17 protein-coding genes and 1 riboswitch are annotated in these 20,095 nt (G+C 61.5%); of the genes, 9 read left to right on the plus strand and 8 right to left on the minus strand.

What is annotated here, in order from left to right; genetic code table 11:
• Positions 1-11: 11 nt before the first annotated feature.
• Both ACFT1A_RS15665 and ACFT1A_RS15670 read right to left on the minus strand, forming a co-directional pair.
• A complete protein-coding gene (locus ACFT1A_RS15665) occupies positions 12-1,052 on the minus strand; it encodes a FecCD family ABC transporter permease (protein ID WP_378447749.1) in 1,041 nt (346 codons plus the stop codon).
• Positions 1,049-2,044, minus strand: a complete 996-nt coding sequence (locus ACFT1A_RS15670) for an ABC transporter substrate-binding protein (protein ID WP_378447836.1) — start codon at positions 2,042-2,044, stop codon at positions 1,049-1,051. Before ACFT1A_RS15670 ends, ACFT1A_RS15665 begins: the two co-directional genes overlap by 4 nt.
• A 115-nt stretch (positions 2,045-2,159) precedes the next feature.
• Positions 2,160-2,306, minus strand: a riboswitch (cobalamin riboswitch).
• 71 nt (positions 2,307-2,377) lie between these two features.
• On the opposite strand from ACFT1A_RS15670, the gene ACFT1A_RS15675 reads away from it, so the two are divergent.
• The 3 genes from ACFT1A_RS15675 (at position 2,378) to ACFT1A_RS15685 (ending at position 6,795) form a co-directional block, all read left to right on the plus strand.
• Complete coding sequence (locus ACFT1A_RS15675; RefSeq protein WP_378447750.1) at positions 2,378-4,498, plus strand: MMPL family transporter; 2,121 nt, start codon at positions 2,378-2,380, stop codon at positions 4,496-4,498.
• A gap of 129 nt (positions 4,499-4,627) precedes the next feature.
• A complete protein-coding gene (locus ACFT1A_RS15680; protein ID WP_378447751.1) occupies positions 4,628-4,750 on the plus strand; it encodes a hypothetical protein in 123 nt (40 codons plus the stop codon).
• 50 nt (positions 4,751-4,800) lie between these two features.
• Entirely contained in the window at positions 4,801-6,795 is a 1,995-nt protein-coding gene (locus ACFT1A_RS15685; protein WP_378447752.1) for an SDR family oxidoreductase, read from the plus strand.
• Positions 6,796-6,892: 97 nt separating this feature from the next.
• Here ACFT1A_RS15685 and ACFT1A_RS15690 read toward each other — a convergent pair whose 3' ends face one another.
• Both ACFT1A_RS15690 and ACFT1A_RS15695 read right to left on the minus strand, forming a co-directional pair.
• Complete coding sequence (locus ACFT1A_RS15690; protein ID WP_378447753.1) at positions 6,893-7,621, minus strand: response regulator; 729 nt, start codon at positions 7,619-7,621, stop codon at positions 6,893-6,895.
• Positions 7,618-8,811 carry a sensor histidine kinase gene (locus ACFT1A_RS15695; protein ID WP_378447754.1) on the minus strand — a complete coding sequence of 398 codons (1,194 nt, stop codon included), beginning with the start codon at positions 8,809-8,811 and terminating at the stop codon, positions 7,618-7,620. The genes ACFT1A_RS15690 and ACFT1A_RS15695 overlap by 4 nt, the downstream gene beginning before the upstream one ends.
• Positions 8,812-9,088: 277 nt before the next feature.
• Here ACFT1A_RS15695 and ACFT1A_RS15700 point away from each other — a divergent pair, with 277 nt between their 5' ends.
• The 4 genes from ACFT1A_RS15700 to ACFT1A_RS15715 all read left to right on the plus strand — a co-directional run bounded on the left by ACFT1A_RS15700 (position 9,089) and on the right by ACFT1A_RS15715 (position 14,322).
• Complete coding sequence (locus ACFT1A_RS15700) at positions 9,089-10,174, plus strand: serine hydrolase domain-containing protein (protein ID WP_378447755.1); 1,086 nt, start codon at positions 9,089-9,091, stop codon at positions 10,172-10,174.
• 228 nt (positions 10,175-10,402) lie between these two features.
• Entirely contained in the window at positions 10,403-11,587 is a 1,185-nt protein-coding gene (locus ACFT1A_RS15705; RefSeq protein WP_378447756.1) for a serine hydrolase domain-containing protein, read from the plus strand.
• 100 nt (positions 11,588-11,687) lie between these two features.
• Positions 11,688-12,884: a serine hydrolase domain-containing protein gene (locus ACFT1A_RS15710; protein WP_378447757.1), complete on the plus strand. Its 1,197-nt coding sequence runs from the start codon at positions 11,688-11,690 to the stop codon at positions 12,882-12,884.
• A gap of 286 nt (positions 12,885-13,170) precedes the next feature.
• Positions 13,171-14,322, plus strand: a complete 1,152-nt coding sequence (locus ACFT1A_RS15715; RefSeq protein ID WP_223304655.1) for an MFS transporter — start codon at positions 13,171-13,173, stop codon at positions 14,320-14,322.
• Between the two features lie 93 nt (positions 14,323-14,415).
• Here ACFT1A_RS15715 and ACFT1A_RS15720 read toward each other — a convergent pair whose 3' ends face one another.
• Together ACFT1A_RS15720 and ACFT1A_RS15725 are read right to left on the minus strand one after the other, a co-directional pair.
• Positions 14,416-16,041, minus strand: coding sequence for an amidohydrolase family protein (locus tag ACFT1A_RS15720; protein WP_378447758.1), 1,626 nt, complete (start codon positions 16,039-16,041; stop codon positions 14,416-14,418).
• Positions 16,042-16,194: 153 nt separating this feature from the next.
• Positions 16,195-17,184: a threonine/serine dehydratase gene (locus tag ACFT1A_RS15725; protein WP_378447759.1), complete on the minus strand. Its 990-nt coding sequence runs from the start codon at positions 17,182-17,184 to the stop codon at positions 16,195-16,197.
• 81 nt (positions 17,185-17,265) lie between these two features.
• Here ACFT1A_RS15725 and ACFT1A_RS15730 point away from each other — a divergent pair, with 81 nt between their 5' ends.
• The gene (locus tag ACFT1A_RS15730) at positions 17,266-18,186 is read left to right on the plus strand and encodes a LysR family transcriptional regulator (protein ID WP_378447760.1); all 921 of its coding nucleotides are present in this window, start codon (positions 17,266-17,268) and stop codon (positions 18,184-18,186) included.
• Positions 18,187-18,232: 46 nt separating this feature from the next.
• On the opposite strand, the gene ACFT1A_RS15735 is transcribed toward ACFT1A_RS15730, so the two are convergent.
• Positions 18,233-18,808 (minus strand): TetR/AcrR family transcriptional regulator, encoded by a 576-nt coding sequence (locus ACFT1A_RS15735; protein WP_378447761.1) that lies wholly within the window; start codon positions 18,806-18,808, stop codon positions 18,233-18,235.
• A 76-nt stretch (positions 18,809-18,884) separates the two neighbouring features.
• Between ACFT1A_RS15735 and ACFT1A_RS15740 the strand changes: the two genes are divergently transcribed.
• A complete protein-coding gene (locus tag ACFT1A_RS15740; protein WP_378447762.1) occupies positions 18,885-19,499 on the plus strand; it encodes an NAD(P)H-dependent oxidoreductase in 615 nt (204 codons plus the stop codon).
• 13 nt (positions 19,500-19,512) lie between these two features.
• On the opposite strand, the gene ACFT1A_RS15745 is transcribed toward ACFT1A_RS15740, so the two are convergent.
• Complete coding sequence (locus ACFT1A_RS15745; RefSeq protein WP_378447763.1) at positions 19,513-20,094, minus strand: GNAT family N-acetyltransferase; 582 nt, start codon at positions 20,092-20,094, stop codon at positions 19,513-19,515.
• Position 20,095 lies beyond the last annotated feature (1 nt).

The raw sequence follows: 20,095 nt of genomic DNA on the forward strand, positions 1-20,095 counted from the left end.
TCTGGCCTGTGTCACTGTTCGAGCCTCCGATACTGCCGGTAGAGCATCCAGACGAAAATCGGCGCACCGACGAGGGCGGTGATCACTCCGACCGGGACTTCAGTGGATTGCGCCACCGAGCGCGCAGCGGTATCTGCGGCAACCATGGCGACAGCACCCAGCAGAGCTGCGGCAGGGAGCAGTCGAATTGCTCTGGTGCCGACGATGAAACCGGCCAGATGCGGGATCAGCAGACCGATGAAACCGATTCCACCGGCAACGCTGACAGCTGCGCCGGCCAGTACGGAGACCGCAAGCAAGGACAACACACGAAACCGTCTGACGTTCATACCGAGTGCAGCAGCCCCGTCGTCACCGGTCTGCAACACGTCCATCCATCGCGAACTGAGCAGAAGCGCGGTACCGACGACGACCAGCGCCATCGTCGGGAAGATCAGCGTCGACCATCGCGCATCTCCGAATCCGCCGGCAATCCAGTGCATCACCGACGTCACGTGCCGATCGTCGGCCAACACCAGGATGCAAAAGGTGATGAGCGCAGAGAATATCTGGGCGAGCGCAACACCCACCAAAATGATCGCGGTCGGCTGCGGATACCGGCCGCCGATCAGCAGTGCGAGAAACAACGGGATCATCGCCCCGACGAATGCTGCGACCGGAATCGTGAAAACCCCGAGGAGACCGGCGCCGAAACCCAGCACCGACACAAGCACCACCAAGAATCCCGCACCCGAGGAAACTCCGAGCAGATACGGGTCGGCAAGGGGATTTCGTGTGACAGCCTGAGCAACAGCACCCGACATCGCCAAGGACGCACCCACCACCGCAGCCGTGAGGGCACGCGGTAAGCGAGAATCGATCACGATCGACTCCCGCGCCGCGGTCCACCATGTCTCGAAAGTCCCTGGCGCCAAACGGGCTCCGACTATTGCCCACACGTCACCGACGGGAATGCGAACCGATCCCAAGGAGACGGCCAACCCCAGTACGATCGCCAAGGCGCCCGCCAAGCCGACGAGCAGGGCGCCGTACCCGTAACGCGTGCGAGTCACTTCGCCGCGTCAGCGCCCGGATGGAAAGCCGTCGCGATGGTCTGTGCCGAACGCACCAACCGCGAACTCTCGAACAGGTCCGCGAGAGGAACCACGACGAACCGGTTCTGCTGCACAGCAGGGGTGGTCGCCATCAACGGCTGGGCACGGAGGAAGTCGATCTTCTGCTCGGCTGTCTTGTCGCCGTAGTCGATGACCACGATCGCCTGGGGTGCACGCTCGGCAACAGCTTCCCACGATGCGTCGATGTAGGGCTTTGTCCCTTCGGCGAAGATGTTCGAGACACCGGAGTATTCCGCGACCAATTGACCGACGCCGACTCCGCCGATTGTCGTCGGGACCTGGTCACCGCTGTCGTAGAAGAAAGTCGGCACCGGCGCTGCGTCCCCGACCGAAGCGCGGACGGAATCGAGACCACTGCTGATCTCTTCGGCTACCTCGCGGGCCGAATCTTCGACGCCCAGGAGTCGACCGAGTTGTGTGTAGTCGTTCTCGAGCAATCCGATGTCGGGAAAACCGGTGCCACAGTATTCGGAGAAGAGGAAGGTGTTGATTCCTCGCTCGCCGAAGGCGTCTCGTGAACGCCCTTGCTTCTCGTTGAAGGCACTGGTCATTCCTCCGACCACGAAGTCGGGATCGACGTCGAGGACTTGCTCCATGCTGGGGAAGGTGTCGGAGAGACTGGGAATGTTGTTGAATTGATCGGCGGTCTCAGCAGTTGGTGGGTTGTCGCTGTAGGCCCGACCGACAATCCGATCACCCGCGCCGATCTCGATGAGGGCTTCGGTGACGTGTCCGTTCAAGGACACGATGCGCTGCGGCGGCGAATCGAAGGTCATCTCGCGATCGCAGTTGGTCACGGACACCGGCTGTGCGAAGGATTCCGCAGCAGACGCTGACTCTGATTCCTGGCCTTTGGAACAACCTGCCGAAACCAAGGCGACCGCAACAAGAACGGCGGCGGCACGGGACGGGGAGAACTGAAGTGACACGGGGACCTCGTAAGGGCTCTGAGCCACGAATGAGAATCCGACAGACAACTCCGCCCGCACGCTGATCCTCGGCCAGAGCTCCTGCTGGACTTCCTTTTCGTAGACCACGACGAATGGATGTCGCACACCGCGCGGTGGGTAATCGGGCTTGCCGACGCTCGGTGACTACCGAGAATCGACCTACCGTTGCGGGTCAGCGCCGGATTCGGACCGGCTTCCCCCACACGCGTGGCTTGCAAGTGCTTCGAGCAGTATGCATGACGTTTCCGATTCAAGACCAAACGCCCACTACAGTCGATCTGGCCAGACGCCCCCACACACCGGAGTTGATACATGACACGCTGGGCCCAAACCGTCGTTGCCCGGAAATGGTGGGTGCTGAGCCTCGCGGTTCTGATAGTTCTCATCAGTGGGGTGTGGGGACTCGGAGTGTTCGGCAAGCTCAGCCAGGGCGGATTCATCGATCCGGGCAGCGACTCCGCGAAGGTCGCCGACATCATCGAAGACAATCTCGGCCCACAGACCCCGGACATCATCGCGATCTATTCGCCCACGGGCGGTAAGACCCTGGACGACATCGGGCCGGCAGTGACGGCCGCGGTCGACCAGTTCAAAACGGAAGTGCCGACGGCGTCGGTGAAGTCGTATTGGGGAACGGACGCGGCGGCCAAGGCCAGTCTGCTCTCGAACGACAGATCCATGGGCGCCGTTGCGATCACGTTGGCACCGGACTCGGGAGTCACGCCGGCCACTTTCGCCGATCTCTTGCCGAAGCTCGAAGTCGAAGGCGCCGAGGCACAATTCGCGGGCAACACCGTCGTCGGCGTCGCATTCAACACCAAACTCGAGAAAGACCTGGTTGTTGCCGAGGCCATCGCCATTCCGATCACTCTGGTGCTGCTGGTCTTCATCTTCGGCGGCGTCGTCGCTGCCGCGGTTCCGGTGTTCGTGGGCGTACTCAGCGTCCTGAGCGCATTGGCGGTTCTCCGGATCGTCACCTTGATCACCGATGTGTCCTCATTCTCGATCAACGTCGCTTCTCTTCTCGGGTTGGGACTGGCGATCGACTACGGACTCTTCGTGGTCGGCCGGTTCCGTGAAGAACTGAATTCAGGCTCGGATCCGGGAGCTGCTGCCCAGCGAACAGTTCTGACGGCGGGTCGCACCGTCATGTTCTCGGGTCTACTGCTGATCTGTGCGTTCAGCGGCATGCTCGTTTTCCCCCAGGCCGTCATCCGGTCTCTGGGCTTCGGCGCGATCGCTGCGGTACTGAGCGCGGCCGTCCTGTCGCTGACTGCTGTGCCTGCGCTGCTTGCCATTCTGGGTCACCGCATCAATGCCCTGACGTGGCGCAAGGACGCGGCACAACGCGGCGAGGAACGCTCGCGCAAGTTCTGGGGCCGCGTCGTCACGTGGGTGATGAAGCGTCCGGTGGCGGTCTCGGTGACGATCGTCGCCGTGCTGCTCGTGATGGCCTCGCCTCTGCTCGGCGCCCGTCTGGGAGAGCTCTCGTACACCGCCTTGCCGGACAACGACCCCGCTCGCGTCGCGATGGATACATTGGTCAACGACTTCCCGCAGACCGGAAACGGCGCGACGATGATCCTGCAGGCCGAGGACGGGAACACTCTCACCCCGGCCGAAGGTGCAGCGATCGCCGAGTCCGCCGGTCAGGTCGAGGGCATCGGTCAGGCAACCGTGGTTGCGAGCACCAATCAACTCATCGCGGTTCAGGCGCTGTACAGCGAGGGCTCTACACCCCAATCACAGAGCGCCGCAGTCACGGATCTACGAGCGATCTCCGCTCCGGACGGAACGGTGCTGCTTGTCGGCGGCGGTCAAGCCATGGTCGACGACGGCAACAACGCCGTCCTGCACTGGCTACCGGTGATGATCCTCATCATGGTCGGATCCACCCTGATTCTGTTGTTCCTTGCATTCGGGTCGGTGGTCCTGCCCATCAAGGCGGTGCTGATGGCAGCCCTGAGCCTCGCGACCACCTTCGGCGTCCTCACCTTCGTCTTTCAGGACGGACACGGCGTCGAACTCCTCGGGGTCAGTCAAACTCCGCTGGAAGCGACGTTCGTCGTGCTCATCCTGGCGGTGGTCTTCGGATTGTCCACGGACTACGAGGTTTTCCTGATGTCCCGGATGGTCGAGGCCAAGAACGCGGGAGCGACGACAGAGGAAGCGGTCAAGTTCGGAACCGAGCGCACCGGCCGCATCGTGACGGCTGCCGCCTTACTCCTGATCGTGGTGACCGGGGCCTTCGCGATGTCCGGGCTGTCGGTGATGAAGTTCCTGGGCGTCGGCATGATCGTCGCACTGATCGTCGACGCGACCATCATCCGCATGTTGCTCGTGCCCTCGCTCGTGAAGTTGATGGGTGAAGCGAACTGGTGGGCTCCCGCGTGGATGAAAAAGGTTCACGCGAAGGTCGGCATCGGCCACTGATTTCTGGCCACTGATCGCGCACTAGTGGATTTCCCTGATCGGGCAGTCGTCCTCGAGGATGACTGCCCGATCGTCTAAATCGCTCCGCAGGGCGATGTTCTCCGAAGCTGATTTCGTCAGACTTGGAGCATGACAATTTTCGAATGGATCCTTGCAATCCCCGCTCTTGCGCTTGCCGTCGCGTTCTTGTTCTCCGGAATCATCGCCGCGGGCATCGACTTCGACGCCGAGGACGGGGTCATGACGCATTGATGTTCGTTTCCCTCTAGCCGCTGATCTTACTTTGGAGTAAGTTACCGACTATGGCCACATACATCGTCACTGGCGGTACCGGATTTCTCGGACGAGCTGCACTGCCACTCCTGCTCGAGCGTGATCAAACTGCTCAGATCCATGTGCTGGTCAGAGCCGGTTCTGTCGCCAAACTCGAAGAACAGGTGTCGGCAATTCCCGGCGGCGATCGCGTGCATCCGCTCATTGGAGATCTGACCGAGCCTGGGCTGGGCATCGATTCTTCCCCACCTGCCGACAACGTCCTTCACCTCGGCGCGATCTACGACATCACCGCCGGAGACGAGCAGGCTTCGACGAATGTCGAGGGCACACGCTCCGTGGTCGACCTTGCCGCACAGCTGGGAGCCACTCTTCATCACGTGTCATCAGTCGCAGTTGCGGGCGACTACCCGGGAACCTTCAGCGAAACCGATTTCGATTGCGGTCAAGGCTTTCCCACGCCGTACCACCGAACCAAGTTCGAGGCCGAGAAAATCGTTCGGGAACGAGAAGGCCTCACCTGGCGTGTCTATCGACCCTCTGCCGTGGTCGGTAACTCCGTCACCGGAGAGATGGACAAGATCGACGGTCCGTATTACTTGTTCCCAGGACTGGCGCTACTCGCGAAACTACCTGCAGCACTGCCCGTCCCGATCCCCAACCTCGGCGCGACCAACGTGGTGCCCGTCGATTACGTGGCCGCCGCCCTCGTCGAATTGATGCATGTACCCGGCCATGACGGCGAAGCATTCCATCTCGTGAATCCGAAACCTCAACCGGTACGCGAAATCTATGCCGGACTCGCCAAGGCCGCCGGAGCGCCGCGGCCCGCACTCAGCCTGCCGGGCGTGATCGCCAAACCCTTCGTATCGCCGTTGCCGATGGATTCGGCAGAATCGGCACGGAAGGTCTTCCTCGATCGCATCGGCATGCCTGCAGCATTACTCGACAACATGACGATGGCGCCGACATTCACCTCCGCGAGAACCGTTGCCGCCCTATCCGGATCGGGACTGGCGGTCCCCGAGTTCGGGTCGTACTCGACTGTGTTGTGGAAGTACTGGCGCGCAAACCTCGATCCCAATCGCGCACGTCGCAAGCATCCCGAAGGACCACTCGTCGGGCGGATAGTTCTGATCACCGGAGGCTCGTCCGGAATCGGCAAGGCATCTGCCATTGCCGCCGCTCAGAAAGGCGCCACCGTTCTCCTGATCGCGCGCCGCACCGACGAACTCGATGCCGCGGTACAGGAGATTCGATCAGCCGGGGGCAAGGCATTCGGTTATCCCTGCGACATCACGGACGACGAATCGGTCCAGCACACGATCAAAAGCATTCTGGCAGAACATGATCACGTGGACATGCTGGTCAACAACGCCGGCCGATCAATCCGACGCGGTATCTACCACTCCACAGATCGTTTCCACGACTACGAACGAACGATGGCCGTGAATTACTTCGGCGCTGTGCGATTGGTTCTGGCATTGTTGCCGACCATGCGTTCTCGTCGCTTCGGCCACATCGTGAACATCAGCAGCGCGGGAGTCCAGGCGGCGACGCCCCGATTCTCGGCCTACGTGGCGAGCAAAGCTGCCCTCGACGGTTTCTCGGACGTAGCCGCCTCCGAAACCCTGGCAGATGGAATCACTTTCACGACTATCCACATGCCGCTGGTCGAAACACCGATGATCGCTCCGACCGGCGAATACAACAACGGTCCGATCACCAGCCCGGAAAAAGCTGCGGCAATGGTGATCCGCGCGCTGATCGACCGCCCCAAACGCATCGACGTGCCGCTGGGAACCTTGGGCGATCTGGGAACCCTGTTCGCACCGCACACCAAGGACCGGATTCTCAACCAGATGTACCAGGCCTTTCCCGATTCTCCGGCGGCAAAGGGTCAGGTAGACAAGGAAACTCCGGCAGACGTTCCGGCAACACCGACGCGACAGCACCATTCACGCTCACGAATTCGCAAACTCGGCCGACGAGCCGCCCGACTCGTGCCCGGGACGCACTGGTGACCGGTCGTGCGACTTCGCCCCCGAGGGCATTCGTAAGAGGAACGGGTCTGCGGGTTCAGTCGGCGAATCGTCACCGGGGTCGGGCTGGCAAAAGCCTTCAACCGCCAGCTGCACAGCGTTCCGTATCGGTGCCTGATCCCGGGACCACCAGACCAGACTCGTAGGCGATGACGACAGCGTGCGTTCGATTCTGAGCACCGAGCTTTGCCAGCACATTTCCAACGTGCGTCTTCACCGTCTCCAGGCTCACCACCAGAACCTGAGCAACATCCGAGTTGGACAGCCCGGTGGCCATCAACCGCAGTACCTCTTCCTCCTTTGCTGTCAGCGCTGCATTCGGGAACGCCTCGGCGGAAACCAATGGACGGGGCGTAACCATCCGGCGTAGCGCGGCAGGGAACAGGATCACTTCGCCCGCCGCCACTACCCGTACTGCCGCTGCGATCTGCGGGACTGGGAGCCGCTTCAGCACGAAGCCACTCGCACCCGCACTGAGTGCGGCCGTGACGTAGCCATCGTTCTCGAAAGTGGTGATTACCAAGACTTTCGGCGGTTCGGTGCACTCGGCCTGGAGGTGCCGGGTTGCCTCTATACCGTTGCGCAGCGGCATCCGCACGTCCATCAGCACCACATCCGGACGAAGTTGCCGCGAAAGCTCCACTGCTTCGATACCGTCGGAAGCCTCGCCGACGACCACAATCCCGGGCTGAGCTGCGAGCAGCATACGCAGGCCGCTGCGGGTGACGTCGTCGTCATCCGCAATCAGCAGGGTGACTGGCATGCTTTCAGGGTTGGAGGCGTCCTCACTCCAGTTGGCTTCGGTCATCGTGCCACCCGTACCGGCAACTGAACACTCAATCGCCAGCCCTGGGCTCCGTCCGGTCCAGCCTTGAACTCACCGTTCAAGAGTCGCACGCGCTCGGTCAGACCGCCCAGGCCGCGCCCTGATCTTCGAACTACGTCTTCCTTTCCCCCGGTCACTGCCCCGATGCTGTTGACCACTCTGAGTTCAACGCTCTCCGAGCCGACTGCCACCGTGATTTCGATCGGCCCGCTGTCCCCGTGCCGCAGAGCATTGGTCGTCCCCTCTTGCAGGATCCGGTACGCCGCGCGAGAGAGTGTCCCCTGGATCTGTGAAAAGTCACCCGACAGGTTCACCTCCACAACCGCCCCCGCATGCCGCAACCGATCAATTAACGCGGGCAAGTCCGACAGCGTCCGAGAAGGTACAGCCCCAGGCCTCTCCTCGCGAAGTACACCCAGTACGTAGTCCAGGTCCTCGAGCGCGGCCCGTGTCGACTCCTCGATGCTACGCATGGCGGCCCTCGCGGCGGCAGGATCGGAGGCAAGCACCTCGCCCGCCACCGCCGCCTGGATCGTGGCGGCGGTGAGCGTGTGCCCGATCGAGTCGTGCAACTCGTGAGCGACCCGATTACGTTCGGCCAGTTGCAGTTCACGTTCTTCCGCCAGCGCGAGCCGTTCGGCCGTGGACGGCCCCAACAGTCGTGGCGCCAGCCACCTCAGCAGTGTTGCCACCAGGACACAAATTCCTGCCGCAAGCAGGAGGCAGCCGGCCGCCACGACCCAGGTCCATCCACCCGTCACGTCAACCGACGTATCGAACAGACTGATTCGCGCCGTGCCGCCGAGCCAGTTCCCCGGGAGCGAAATCCCCATGATGAAAAGGACGATGGTCGCGAGCGCCGCCATCCAGCCCACCATGACATGCAGGACAATCCAGAGCGGGGCACGCCAACGATCAATGTCCGAGAGGTTGGGAGTACGGTGTCCGAGCGCTGGGCTCGGCAGCGACACCTGCAGAAGTCGGCGGGCAGACACGATGAGCGCGCGTCGCACAGGATGCGCCAGGCCGAGTGCTCCTACCAGAGTCACCCATATGAGCAGGACCGAAAGCACCCGGACGAACTCGGGTGCGGATTGCCACGCGAGAGCAGGCAACATCGCAACCACCAGAAGTGGCAGGCTCGCCAACACACCACAAAAGGCGAAAAGCACAGCTGAGTATGTAGAGCCCCGCATCAGCGGTCGTAATCCTGTGATCATGATTCGACCAGTATGACTGGGCCGCTCGGCGATGGCCTCCCCCAATCGAGGGAGATGGTTTTCCCGCGTCGGAGCGATGCGCGACCGATCCTCCAGCAGACAGGATCGTGTCCAGACCGATCAATCTCTCCAAGGAGTTCTACTGATGCGTCGCCACAGTCGACAGGGCCAACTTAACTCACGCCAAAGACAAGGCCGGAAACGGCACCGCGCCCTCTGTTCCGTCGCAATGACTCTCAGCGTGGTCACCCTCGGCGCGTGCTCGTCGACCGCCGATACTGCCGCGGCGGGGCACGATACGGTTCAACACTCACTGGACGCACTGGTGAGCGAGGACGGACTACCCGCCGCCCTCGCAAGCATCCAAGACCGAAACGGCAACTCCCGCAACTACACCGCAGGAGTCGGTGACCTGACCACCGGATCAGAGGTACCGCACAACGGCCAGATACGGATCGGCAGCAACACCAAAACCTTCACCGCAGTAGTGGTCCTGCAACTGGTCGCCGAAGGAAAGATCGAACTCGACACCCCCATCGAGACCTACCTACCCGGACTCGTCCGCGGAGAAGGGATCGACGGCCACAACATCACCATCCGCCAACTCCTCCAACACACCAGCGGACTCCCCAACTACAGCAATTACCTGGAAGACGAAGTCCGATACTACGACCCACGCGAACTTCTCGACATCGCGCTCGAACATCCCGCCGACTTCGCCCCCGGAACGAGTTGGAAGTACAGCAACACCAATTACGTCCTCGCCGGCCTACTCGTACAGAAGATCACTGAAAAACCACTCGCCGAGGAGATGAACCGGCGAATCTTCGCGCCGATCGATCTCCAGCACACATACTTTCCTGAACCATACGACGAGAAGATCTCGGAACTCCACCCCCGCGGCTACTACCGGGAGTCATCGGACGCGCCCCCCGTCGACATCACAGAGATAGACCCCTCGTGGGGATGGGCCGCAGGGCAATTGATCTCCACCACCTCGGACCTCAACCAGTTTCTCCACGCACTCCTCGACGGACGACTGCTCCCCGCAGCCCAACTCGACCAGATGCGCACTACCGTCCCCGCGGAGGGAACCTTCGGACCCGATGCCCGCTACGGACTTGGATTGGTCAGCCGTCCGCTACCGTGTGGCGGCCTGTCCTGGAGCCACGGCGGCAGTTTCCCTGGATACGAGACACGCGGGGGCGCTACCGACGACGGACGCGAAGCGAACATCGCGGTCACCATGCAAGTAGTCGACGACGCCACCCGGAGAAAACTCGAACACGCGGTGGATATCGCCCTTTGTCGCTGAGGCCTCCTGTCAATCACCAAAGGCCGCCTACTCCGAAATAGCTCGTCAAACCGACAGTATCGGCCGCGAGACGCGGGACTCCGAGGTGCAGCCAGCTACACCCCGTACGCTCCGGCACGCACCACCGAGAGACTGCACTTCGCACCATGGAGGACGCGTACGCACGTCAATACTGTTCTCTGCATGTGGAACTCACCACGAGATCCGACGAACAGGAGACCACAACCAATGACCACCTTTCGACGTCGCCCCCTGCTCACCGTGCTTCCGGCGGTCACCGCTGCAGCCCTCATATTGGGCGTGAGCGGATGTGGTGACACCACTGACTCCACTGATTCCACTCGGCAAAGCGACGCTGCCGTGCAACAGGCGCTCGACGGCGTCATCGAGCAGGGGATCCCCGGCGCACAACTCGTGATCTCCGACCCGTCGCGGGGCACTCGCATCATTCGTGCAGGAATGGGAAACACCGCCACCGGCGAGCCTATCCCCGACGATGCGCGGGTCCGAATCGGCAGCAACACAAAGGCCTTCGTCTCGACCGTCGTCATGCAACTCGTCGACGACGGACTGCTCGACCTCGATATGAGCATCGAGCACTACCTGCCCGGAACGGTCGTAGGCAACGGGAACGACGGCAACCGAGTCACCATTCGAGATCTCTTGCAGCACACCAGTGGACTGACGGACTACCTCGCCGCCGGCGGCGCACGGCCGGAAGACATCAAGCCCGGCCAGCTGCTGGTGGGGACAAGCGCACAACCATCGGAGCACTTCTCCCCCACTGAACTGGTCGATATCGCGATGTCTCTTCCACCCGGCCCGGCCGCCAAAGACAAGGCTGTCTATTCGAACACGAACTACATTCTGCTCGGGATGCTCATCGAGAAGGTCACAGGACGCCCTGCCGCGCAGGAGATCACCACCCGCATAATCGATCCGCTCGGACTGAAGGACACCTATTTTCCCGCCTCCCGCGAGACACAGATCCGCGGTTCTCATGCACAGGGCTATCACCCGATTGACGGCATTCAGGTCGATGTCACCGATGGCGACGTGTCGTGGGCCGACACCGCAGGTGCGATGGTCGCAGCGGGCGCCGACCTCAACACTTTCTTCACGGCTTTGCTACGCGGCGATCTCGTCTCGAATGACAGGCTCGCCGAGATGAAACACACCGTGCCGTTCGACAGAAGCCCGCAGGACAGCTACGGACTCGGACTAGTCCGCGTGAACAGCTCCTGCGGGAAGGAGATCTGGGGTCACGGCGGTGGAATTCCCGGCTTCGGCACCTCGGGCGGAGTCGATACCACAGGACGCGCTGTGACTCTCACCCTCAATCACATCCCGATGAGCGAGGACGCTTTCGTAGCAGCACAGCGAGTTGTCGACGCAGCGATGTGCGAGGAGTGAAGGAAACATGTTCGTGCACGACTTCGCACGCAACATCGAACAACAATTCTTCCCGAGCGAACGATGTCCCGAACCCTACCAATCCTCAGGAGTTCTACTGATGCGTAACAATATTCGAAAGGGCTTCCCTTCCTCAGATCGCCGGCAGGACCGCAAACGGCACCGGACCTTTTCGGTCGTTACCGCGGTGGCCCTCGGTGCCATGACGCTGGCGTCCTGCTCGCCGTCATCCGCCCTCAGTCCCGATACCGTCGGTTCTTCCTCCACCGAGTCCGACGCGGTTCAACGCTCCCTCGACGCACTGGTGAGCGAGGACGGACTACCCGCCGCCCTCGCAAGCATCCAAGACCGAAACGGCAACTCCCGCAACTACACCGCAGGAGTCGGTGACCTGACCACCGGATCAGAGGTACCGCACAACGGCCAGATACGGATCGGCAGCAACACCAAAACCTTCACCGCAGTAGTGGTCCTGCAACTGGTCGCCGAAGGAAAGATCGAACTCGACACCCCCATCGAGACCTACCTACCCGGACTCGTCCGCGGAGAAGGGATCGACGGCCACAACATCACCATCCGCCAACTCCTCCAACACACCAGCGGACTCCCCGAGTACGGAATACACGTCAATGACGAAGAGATCAGATACCGCTACGCCGACCCCCACGATTTGCTCGACATCGCCTTCCAACACCCCGCCGACGCACCGCCCGGAACGAGTTGGGGGTACAGCAACACCAACTACATTCTGGCCGGCCTACTCGTACAGAAGGTTACCGGCCGCCCCCTCGCCGAGGAGATGAATCGACGTATCTTCGCGCCGATCGGCCTGCGCGACACCTACTTCCCATCCCCGGGCGACATGACCATCCGGGGTCCCCATCCCAAGGGATACCACCGCACCGCACCAGACAGCCCACTGAGTGACGTCACAGAGATGGACCCGTCGTGGGGATGGGCCGCAGGGCAGCTGATCTCCACCACCTCGGACCTCAACCAGTTCCTCTACGCGCTACTCGACGGACGACTGCTCCCCGCAGCCGAACTCGACCAGATGCGTACCACCGTCCACGTCGGCGGGCCCACCGGACTCGAGTACGGCCTCGGCCTCACCAGCAGGACTCTCTCGTGCGGCGGGGTCTACTGGGGCCATGGCGGCGACATAGTCGGTTACGAGACCCGCGGCGGCATCACCGACAACGGGCGCGCCGTAAACCTTGCGGTGACTGCTCTTCCCTCGACTGCATCCGCCACGCAACACGTCGTAGACACCGTGGACAGAGCTTTGTGCAGTTAAAGCTCTGGTGACAGCGTCACCCGGAATCTCACCCGACTGACGCTGTACCGACCGACGAAACATTCGGTTGGTTATTGGCCGAACGGACCAATGCGGCCAACGTGTCCGCTGCCACACTTCATCAGTCCATGCGGCACAACGCAATTCAGGAGGCATGATGAAGTCGGAACGCGCCACAGTTGAGGAACCCTCGCATAGCGGCGGCAAGTCGATACAAAATATATTGGACAACAAGTCAATTCGTCGAACAACGACCATGACTGTTGGGCTGCTCAGTACGATCTGGATGATCGACATGATAGATCGCGTGATGATCGGGCTTGCACTGCCGATGATCGGAGACGAATTTTCCCTCAGTAATACGCAATTGGGCGGAGTCGTGTCGATCTTCGCCATCTTTTACATGCTCGGGCAGGTCCCCGGCGGCATGTTGGCCGACCGATTCGGACCCCGGCCACTGTTGATCGTTGCGCTGATCCTGTGGTCGGTGTTCACCGCACTGACAGGATTCGCCTGGGGACTCGTCTCGCTGATGGTCATGCGTGCGATGTTCGGGCTCAGCCAGGGTCTCTTCCCAGCAGCGTCGTTCAAAGCTCTGGCTGAGCGAACCCGTCCGAAAACTCGCGCCACGGCCATGGGCTTCATGATCGGTGCAAACAACCTGGGCCCCGGCATCGCACCATTGATCATCGCCCCAGTTCTCATGGCCGTCGGTTGGCGGGACGCATTTTGGCTGGTGGCCATAGTCGGCGCCGTGATCGGCACAGTCGTCTGGTTGGTGCTCCCGGCGCCGTTGGACACAGAGATCACGGAAGATCCGGAGGCCGCACTGCAACCGCTCGCCAGTGAACACTCACGCGCCGCGGTATTCAAGTCCGTTTCGGTCTGGAAGTTCGCACTTCTGTTCTGCCTGGCCAACATGGCCGGATATGGGCTGTTGACCTGGGTGCCGAGCTACCTCCTCAACGAAAAGGGGCTCTCGCTGATCGATACGGGAATCTTCGCGGCGATCCCGTTCATCGTCACGGCATTGGCCATCGTCGTCGGTGGACGTCTGGTGGACAAGTACTTCCACGACAGCGCGCGCATTCTGCTCGTTCCGTGCATGGCCACCTCCGCCATTCTGCTGTTCTTGATGACTACCACCGATACCGTCGCGATGTTCACGTTCTATCAAACCCTCGCGATGGGCGTCAGCGGACTGTGCTCGATGTCGATCTTCGCCCTCCCGTTGCGGGCATTGCCCGCCGAATTCCTCGGTTCCGGAATGGGTTTGATCAACGGTTGTGGACAGCTTGCCGGTTTCATCACCCCCCTCGTGATGGGATGGATGGTGGACCAGTTCTCGTACATGGCCGCGTTCGGAGTCCTGGTCGGCGCGACGGCTGCTGCGGCATTGGTGGCCATGATCGTTCCACAGACCCCGGCGAAATTCTGAGGGCTCTCACGTGGTCCGGCGAAGTGGCCGCTGAAGGGTCGTTCCCGGCAGTGGCCGCTTCGCCGATCCGGAGCTGACCCCGGTGCCAGCTCGTCACCTCACTGCATCGAACCCGTTGCGCGAGCGCCGAAGTGCGCGCCCTGCAAGCTTCCCCGTCGGCACCCCGTCCGACAGTGCCGGTTGCCCATTGACCACAACGTGCCGCATTCCGGTCGCATACACTCTTGGGTTGTCGTATGTCGCGAGATCCTCTACCTGCGAGGGGTCGAAGATCGCCAGATCGGCGTATCCCCCTGGCGCAATGTAGCCCCGCTTCGCCAAACCGAAGTTTTCAGCAGGAAGGCTGGTCATTCGGCGAACGCATTCCTCGACTGATTGCCCGCCAATGCCGTGGGTGTAGCGGCTCAGAATACGGGCGAAAGTTCCGAATGAACGGGGGTGGACGGGTTGCCCCGCGAAAAGGGTCTCCGTGCTTTGAGCATCGGCATCGGAACCAACCGAAACCCAGGGACGCTCGAAGGCAATTCGCGTGTTGTCCTCCGACGCAATGAAATAGGCAGCTTCGGCTGTGGGGAGAGCGTCGAGAACAGCCAGTATGGTGTCCACCGGGTCGTGATGCCCCATCCTCCGAGCAATAGATCCCAGAGCTTCCCCCGCTCTGATTCCGAGTGCCGGTACCTCGGACAAGATCGTCACCCCATCGGCGCCTCCGGACGCAGCGTAGAGATTCTCCCAGTCCTCGTCCTCACGATGGATCCTCCCGCGGATCTGGTCTCGGACACCGGTCGAGTTAAGTTGCGCGCGCCCGGCCGTCGTGTCACGACACCGAAACTCCGGCGGCAACGCGGCACTGAGCAGCGTGTTCCCCGCCTCGTACGGATATACGTCCGCGGTGATTCGCACACCGTCCTCGCGAGCCGACTCAACCAATTGCAAGGCCTCGGACATTTTGTGCCAGTGCGACTTACCCGCAACCTTGAGGTGGTAGATCTCCCCGCGCGCTCCTGTCGTTCGAGCGATGTCGATCAGTTCCTCGATGCTTTCGAGAAACCTCTGCCCTTCGCTTCGGAGATGGCAGATATGGACGGCATCGTGTCTGGCGAGCACCTGCGAAAATGCTCGCAACTCGCCGGTATCTGCATAGCTTCCGGGTGGATAGATCAGAGCCGAACCCACTCCGAGAGCTCCATTTTCAAGCTCCTCGTCGAGCAGGGCACACGCTTCGGCCAGCTCTTGTTCACTCAACAGGCGATTGTCCACACCCGCAACCACCATGCGCAGATTCGCCGCGCCGACGAAGCTCGCCACGTTGAAACCGACGCCGTTCGTCTCCAAGGATTCGAGAAAATCATGCAACCTCGGCCAATGTGATTGCACCCCAGTTGGAATCGCACCCAATCCGAGCATCGCCGGAGTCATCGAACCCGTGACCGGTCCGAGAGACACGCCTTCACCGAAGACCTGGGTTGTGACCCCCTGATACAAGTCCGACAATCCTCGTGGGTCTTGCTGCAGCGTGAGGTAACTATGGCTGAGCACATTCACAAAACCGGGAGCCACCATGCAACCGCGAGCATCGATGTCGATCGCCCCCGGCACAGCACCGATCGTTCCGACTTCCACGATCGTGTCACCGGCGATCGCAACATCCGCTTTCCTGGGCGGGCTCCCTCTACCATCGAGCACAGTCCCGTCCCGAACGACGATTGTCGGCAGCATCACGTCTCCTCCACGGTGGCCTTGCTGTCGCGAGATGCGACCCTGCTCACTCTGCTCAATCGTGGAAGCGAAATCTTGTTCCAGACACACATACGCGATGCAAAATTGGTGCCGCCCTACCAAACTGGCACATGGTTCCGATCATGCCATCGGTTAGCCGACGACCCTGCGAATCTCGCTCTCGGAGGCATTGGCGCCCGTGCAGACAACAGCAACGCGCTTGCCAGCGAAGGTGTTCGGATGCGCATAGACCGCAGCAAGTGCGGCCGCACCGGCGCCTTCACTCAAAGTGTGAGCGTCGTAGAGCAACGCCCGCTGCGCGAGGGTGATGTCGTCGTCAGTGACGAGCAGGAAGCCCCCGAGCCGTTCACGCAAAACACGTTGTGTCAGTGCGAACCCGGCACCGGTCGCAAGCCCCTCGACACGGGTGATGTTCGGGCGCTCGACGCACGTGCCGGAACTCCATGAGTCATGTGCGGCTCGCGCGGCCTCCGACTGCACTGCGAACACCTCTAGGTGCGGTGCGAGCGCACTGGCGACGAGACACGCCGCCGCGGCGCCGCTGCCGCCACCGACTGGGACTACCACCGCGTCCACATCGGGTTGTTGTTCGACGAGTTCGACGTAAGCAGTAGCGACACCGGCAAGGATGGCCGGCTCATTGGCGGCGCTGACGAGACGCAGGCCGTCACGTTCGCTGACGAACTCGGCGTGAGCACGTGCCTCGTCGAAATTCACACCGTGCTCGACGAGTTCGGCTCCGAGCAAGCGGACAGCGTGAGCCTTGACTGGATTCGCCCCAACCGGCATGACGATCACACATCGCACGCCCGCACCCGCTGCTGCATACGCCAAGGATTGAGCGTGGTTTCCGGTCGAGTAGCCGACAATCCCCCGCGCCCGCGTCGCCTCATCCAGTCCTGCCACCAGATTCAGTCCGCCGCGAACCTTGAACGCACCCGTGGCGTGCACGTTCTCGTGTTTGACGAACAATTGGCTGCATGAACCCGCACCCAAGGTCGGGTGCGATATCAGGGGCGTGACCGGTAGATGCCGACGGACGACCTGACTGGCACGCTCGATGTCTGCCCATGTGGGTGGTTGTAGCTCGGTTGTTGCCGCAAGATCCGGTGCCTGTGCCATGTGGATCACCCTGTCAAACACTGATTCATAGGTCCAATACGTGTTTTCGTCAAAAGCATCGAAATCTTCTATGATTTCGGCATGCTCGATCTAATTCGGCTGAGGGTCTTGGTCGCTGTTGCGCAGGAAGGATCGGTGACAGCCGCCGCCGATTCTCTCGGTTACGCACAGCCCTCCATCAGCCACCACCTTCGACAACTCGAATCGGAAGTCGGGGTTCCACTGTTCCAGCGAGCCGGTCGTGGGCTACGTCTGACGGATGCCGGTGCGGTACTGGTTCGGCGAGCCACCGAGATCCTCGGCCACGTCGATGCAGCAGTAGCGGAAGTCGAAACGTACGCAGGACTGAGGGCCGGGCGGGTACGACTGGCCGCATTCCCGTCAGCCCTGGCGAGTTTGATTCCGCAGGCGATGGCGGCGTTCACGTCCCAGTACCCCGATGTGTCCATCAGCCTCGTTGATGCAGAACCACCCAAAGCACTTGCACTGCTTCGTAACAACGATGTGGACGTAGCTGTTGTCTTCGCGCACGAGGACACCCCTGAAGTCGGGCTCAAGCATGTCGCGCAGACGACTTTGCTGGAAGATCCGTTGTACCTGATCACCTCCGCGCGGGATCCAGATGCCGCCAGCGAGCTCAGTGGCTGCTCCAGTGAGACCTGGATTGCCGGCTGTCCGAGTTGCCGCGCCCACCTCCTCACCGCTTGCAATCGTGCTGGGTTCATTCCGCGGATCGAGTTCGAGACCGACGACTACGTCGCCGTCCAAGCGCTGGTCGCCTCCGGAAGCGGGGTCAGCACCCTTCCAGCCCTCGCTCTCCAGGCACATCAGAATCCGGATATCCGCGCACACCGCATTCCCGGCGAGCGGCGCACTATCTCTGTCGCGACCTACGGGAAACCTCCACTTGCTCCCGCCATCGACGCGTTCGTCAGAACTCTGACAGCGATATCCGAATCCATGCGTGAGCGCGTCGAACTGGATGGGCACGTCAGTCTATGACTATCCTGAACGGCCCGATCACGACCGCCCGCAATAGCCGGTGACCTCAGGCCCTGCCGACCACCGCGACTATCAGTGCGGCAAGTTCGCTGCGAGCATCGTCGGGCGAGAGCGCTCCCGCTACAGCCGCATGCGAGAGTGCCTCTGCAGCGCCGAATATTGCAGTCATCGAAGGTTGCGCAAGTCCCCCGCCCACACCAAAGGGAGCCAGCACCTCTCGACATCGTTCGGAATACGCGTGTTCGGATTCACGCTTGACCCGCTCCAGCTCGGGCGAACCCTCCAGCGCTGCAAGCACACCCGTCAGCTCACGCCCCTGCGCCAGCGAACATCCGACGTAGGAGTCGGCGATGGCATTCGCGCGTCCGCTCAAAGACTCATCCGCGGCATCGAGATACTCCTCGAGCATCACCGTCTGACGATCGTCGAATTCCTTGAAAAGGGCTGCCAACAACGCGGCGCGGGAGGCGAAATGACTGTAGACAACGGGCTTTGCGACGCCGGCACGTTCAGCCAACCGGCCAAGGGTCAGTGCGTCTGCGCCCTCCTCTCGCACCAATGCCCACGACACCTCGACGAGCTGTTCGTACCTGCCGGCTCGCGACAGTCTCGTACGTGCCATCGGACACCTCCTTGCGCTATATACCAATAGTAACCTACTCTTAGTACATAAGCGCACCATCTACCGAAGGACGCTCATGACCACACTCGTCGTAGTCTCCCACTCCGATCCACAGTCACTTACCCAGCATGTCGCCCGTTCTACCGCCGACGCGATCCGCGACCTGGGCGGCGACGTCGACTTCGCGGATCTACATGCCGAGAATTTCGATCCCCGATTCTCCGAAGCCGATGTGAACCTGTTCCGCGGCAACGGGACTCCCCCGGCCGATGTTGTAGCCGAGCAGGACCGAATCGATCGTGCAGACGATCTGATTCTCGTGTTTCCGATGTACTGGTGGTCCATGCCCGCACTACTCAAAGGTTGGATCGATCGAGTCTTCGTCAGCGGATGGGCGTACGAATACACCCCGGGAAGCGAATTCGTGAAGAAACTGGACCGACTCACCGTCCACCTGATTCCGGTCGCAGGTGACGACGCTGAGAGTTTCGACCGACACGGCGTGTACGAGGCCTTCCGGACACAGATCGAGCGCGGAATCATCGAATATTGCGGTGCCACACTGGGATCGACAACCTTCGTTCACGAGTCGGACACGAAGAGCCGAGACGTCCTCGCCGCAGAAATCCAAGATCTCAGCGAAAGTATCGCGGCCCGTGTCGCCTACCCTGCGACCGTGACTTCCCGTTGACGGCCAAAAACGGTCAACTGACGCTTGATTGGCCCGTGGCCGCCCAGTAGCGAAGCGTATCCCCCGTATGACCGAGGTTGCGCGACAACTGATCAGCTGGGCGCACACTGTCGAGTAGACCACCACACCCTTCGATTGTCTTACGCGAACCCTCGTTCGTTTCGTCGCAGGTAATCAGGACGCGACTGAGCCCCACTGGGTCGCCGGCGTACGTGAGCACCTCCCGCAGAGCAGTCGATGCTATCCCTTTCCGGCGTTCCGACGGCCGAATCCCGTAGCCGATATGACCACCAAGATCAGCCAAGAACTCATTCAAGCTGTGTCGCAACTGGATAGCACCGAGATACCTGCCGTCTCGCACGATCCACCAGTTGGTTGCCGGGACAATGTCGGGCCCCGGCAACGCCTCAGGCTGCGCCAACAACTCCTGCACCCAGTGCCCGAACCCATCGCGGGATGCAAGATCGAGATCCAGACGTTGCGCAACTCCCAAGGCCGAACCGGGCTGATCCGCCTGCGGTCCGCCCCACTCGTCACGCGACTCCAACCAGGACACCCACAAGGCCTCGTCAGGCGCAACCAAATCGACTGTCATA

The sequence above is a fragment of the Rhodococcus sp. NPDC057135 genome, from assembly GCF_042670865.1.
GTDB lineage: Bacteria > Actinomycetota > Actinomycetes > Mycobacteriales > Mycobacteriaceae > Rhodococcus_F.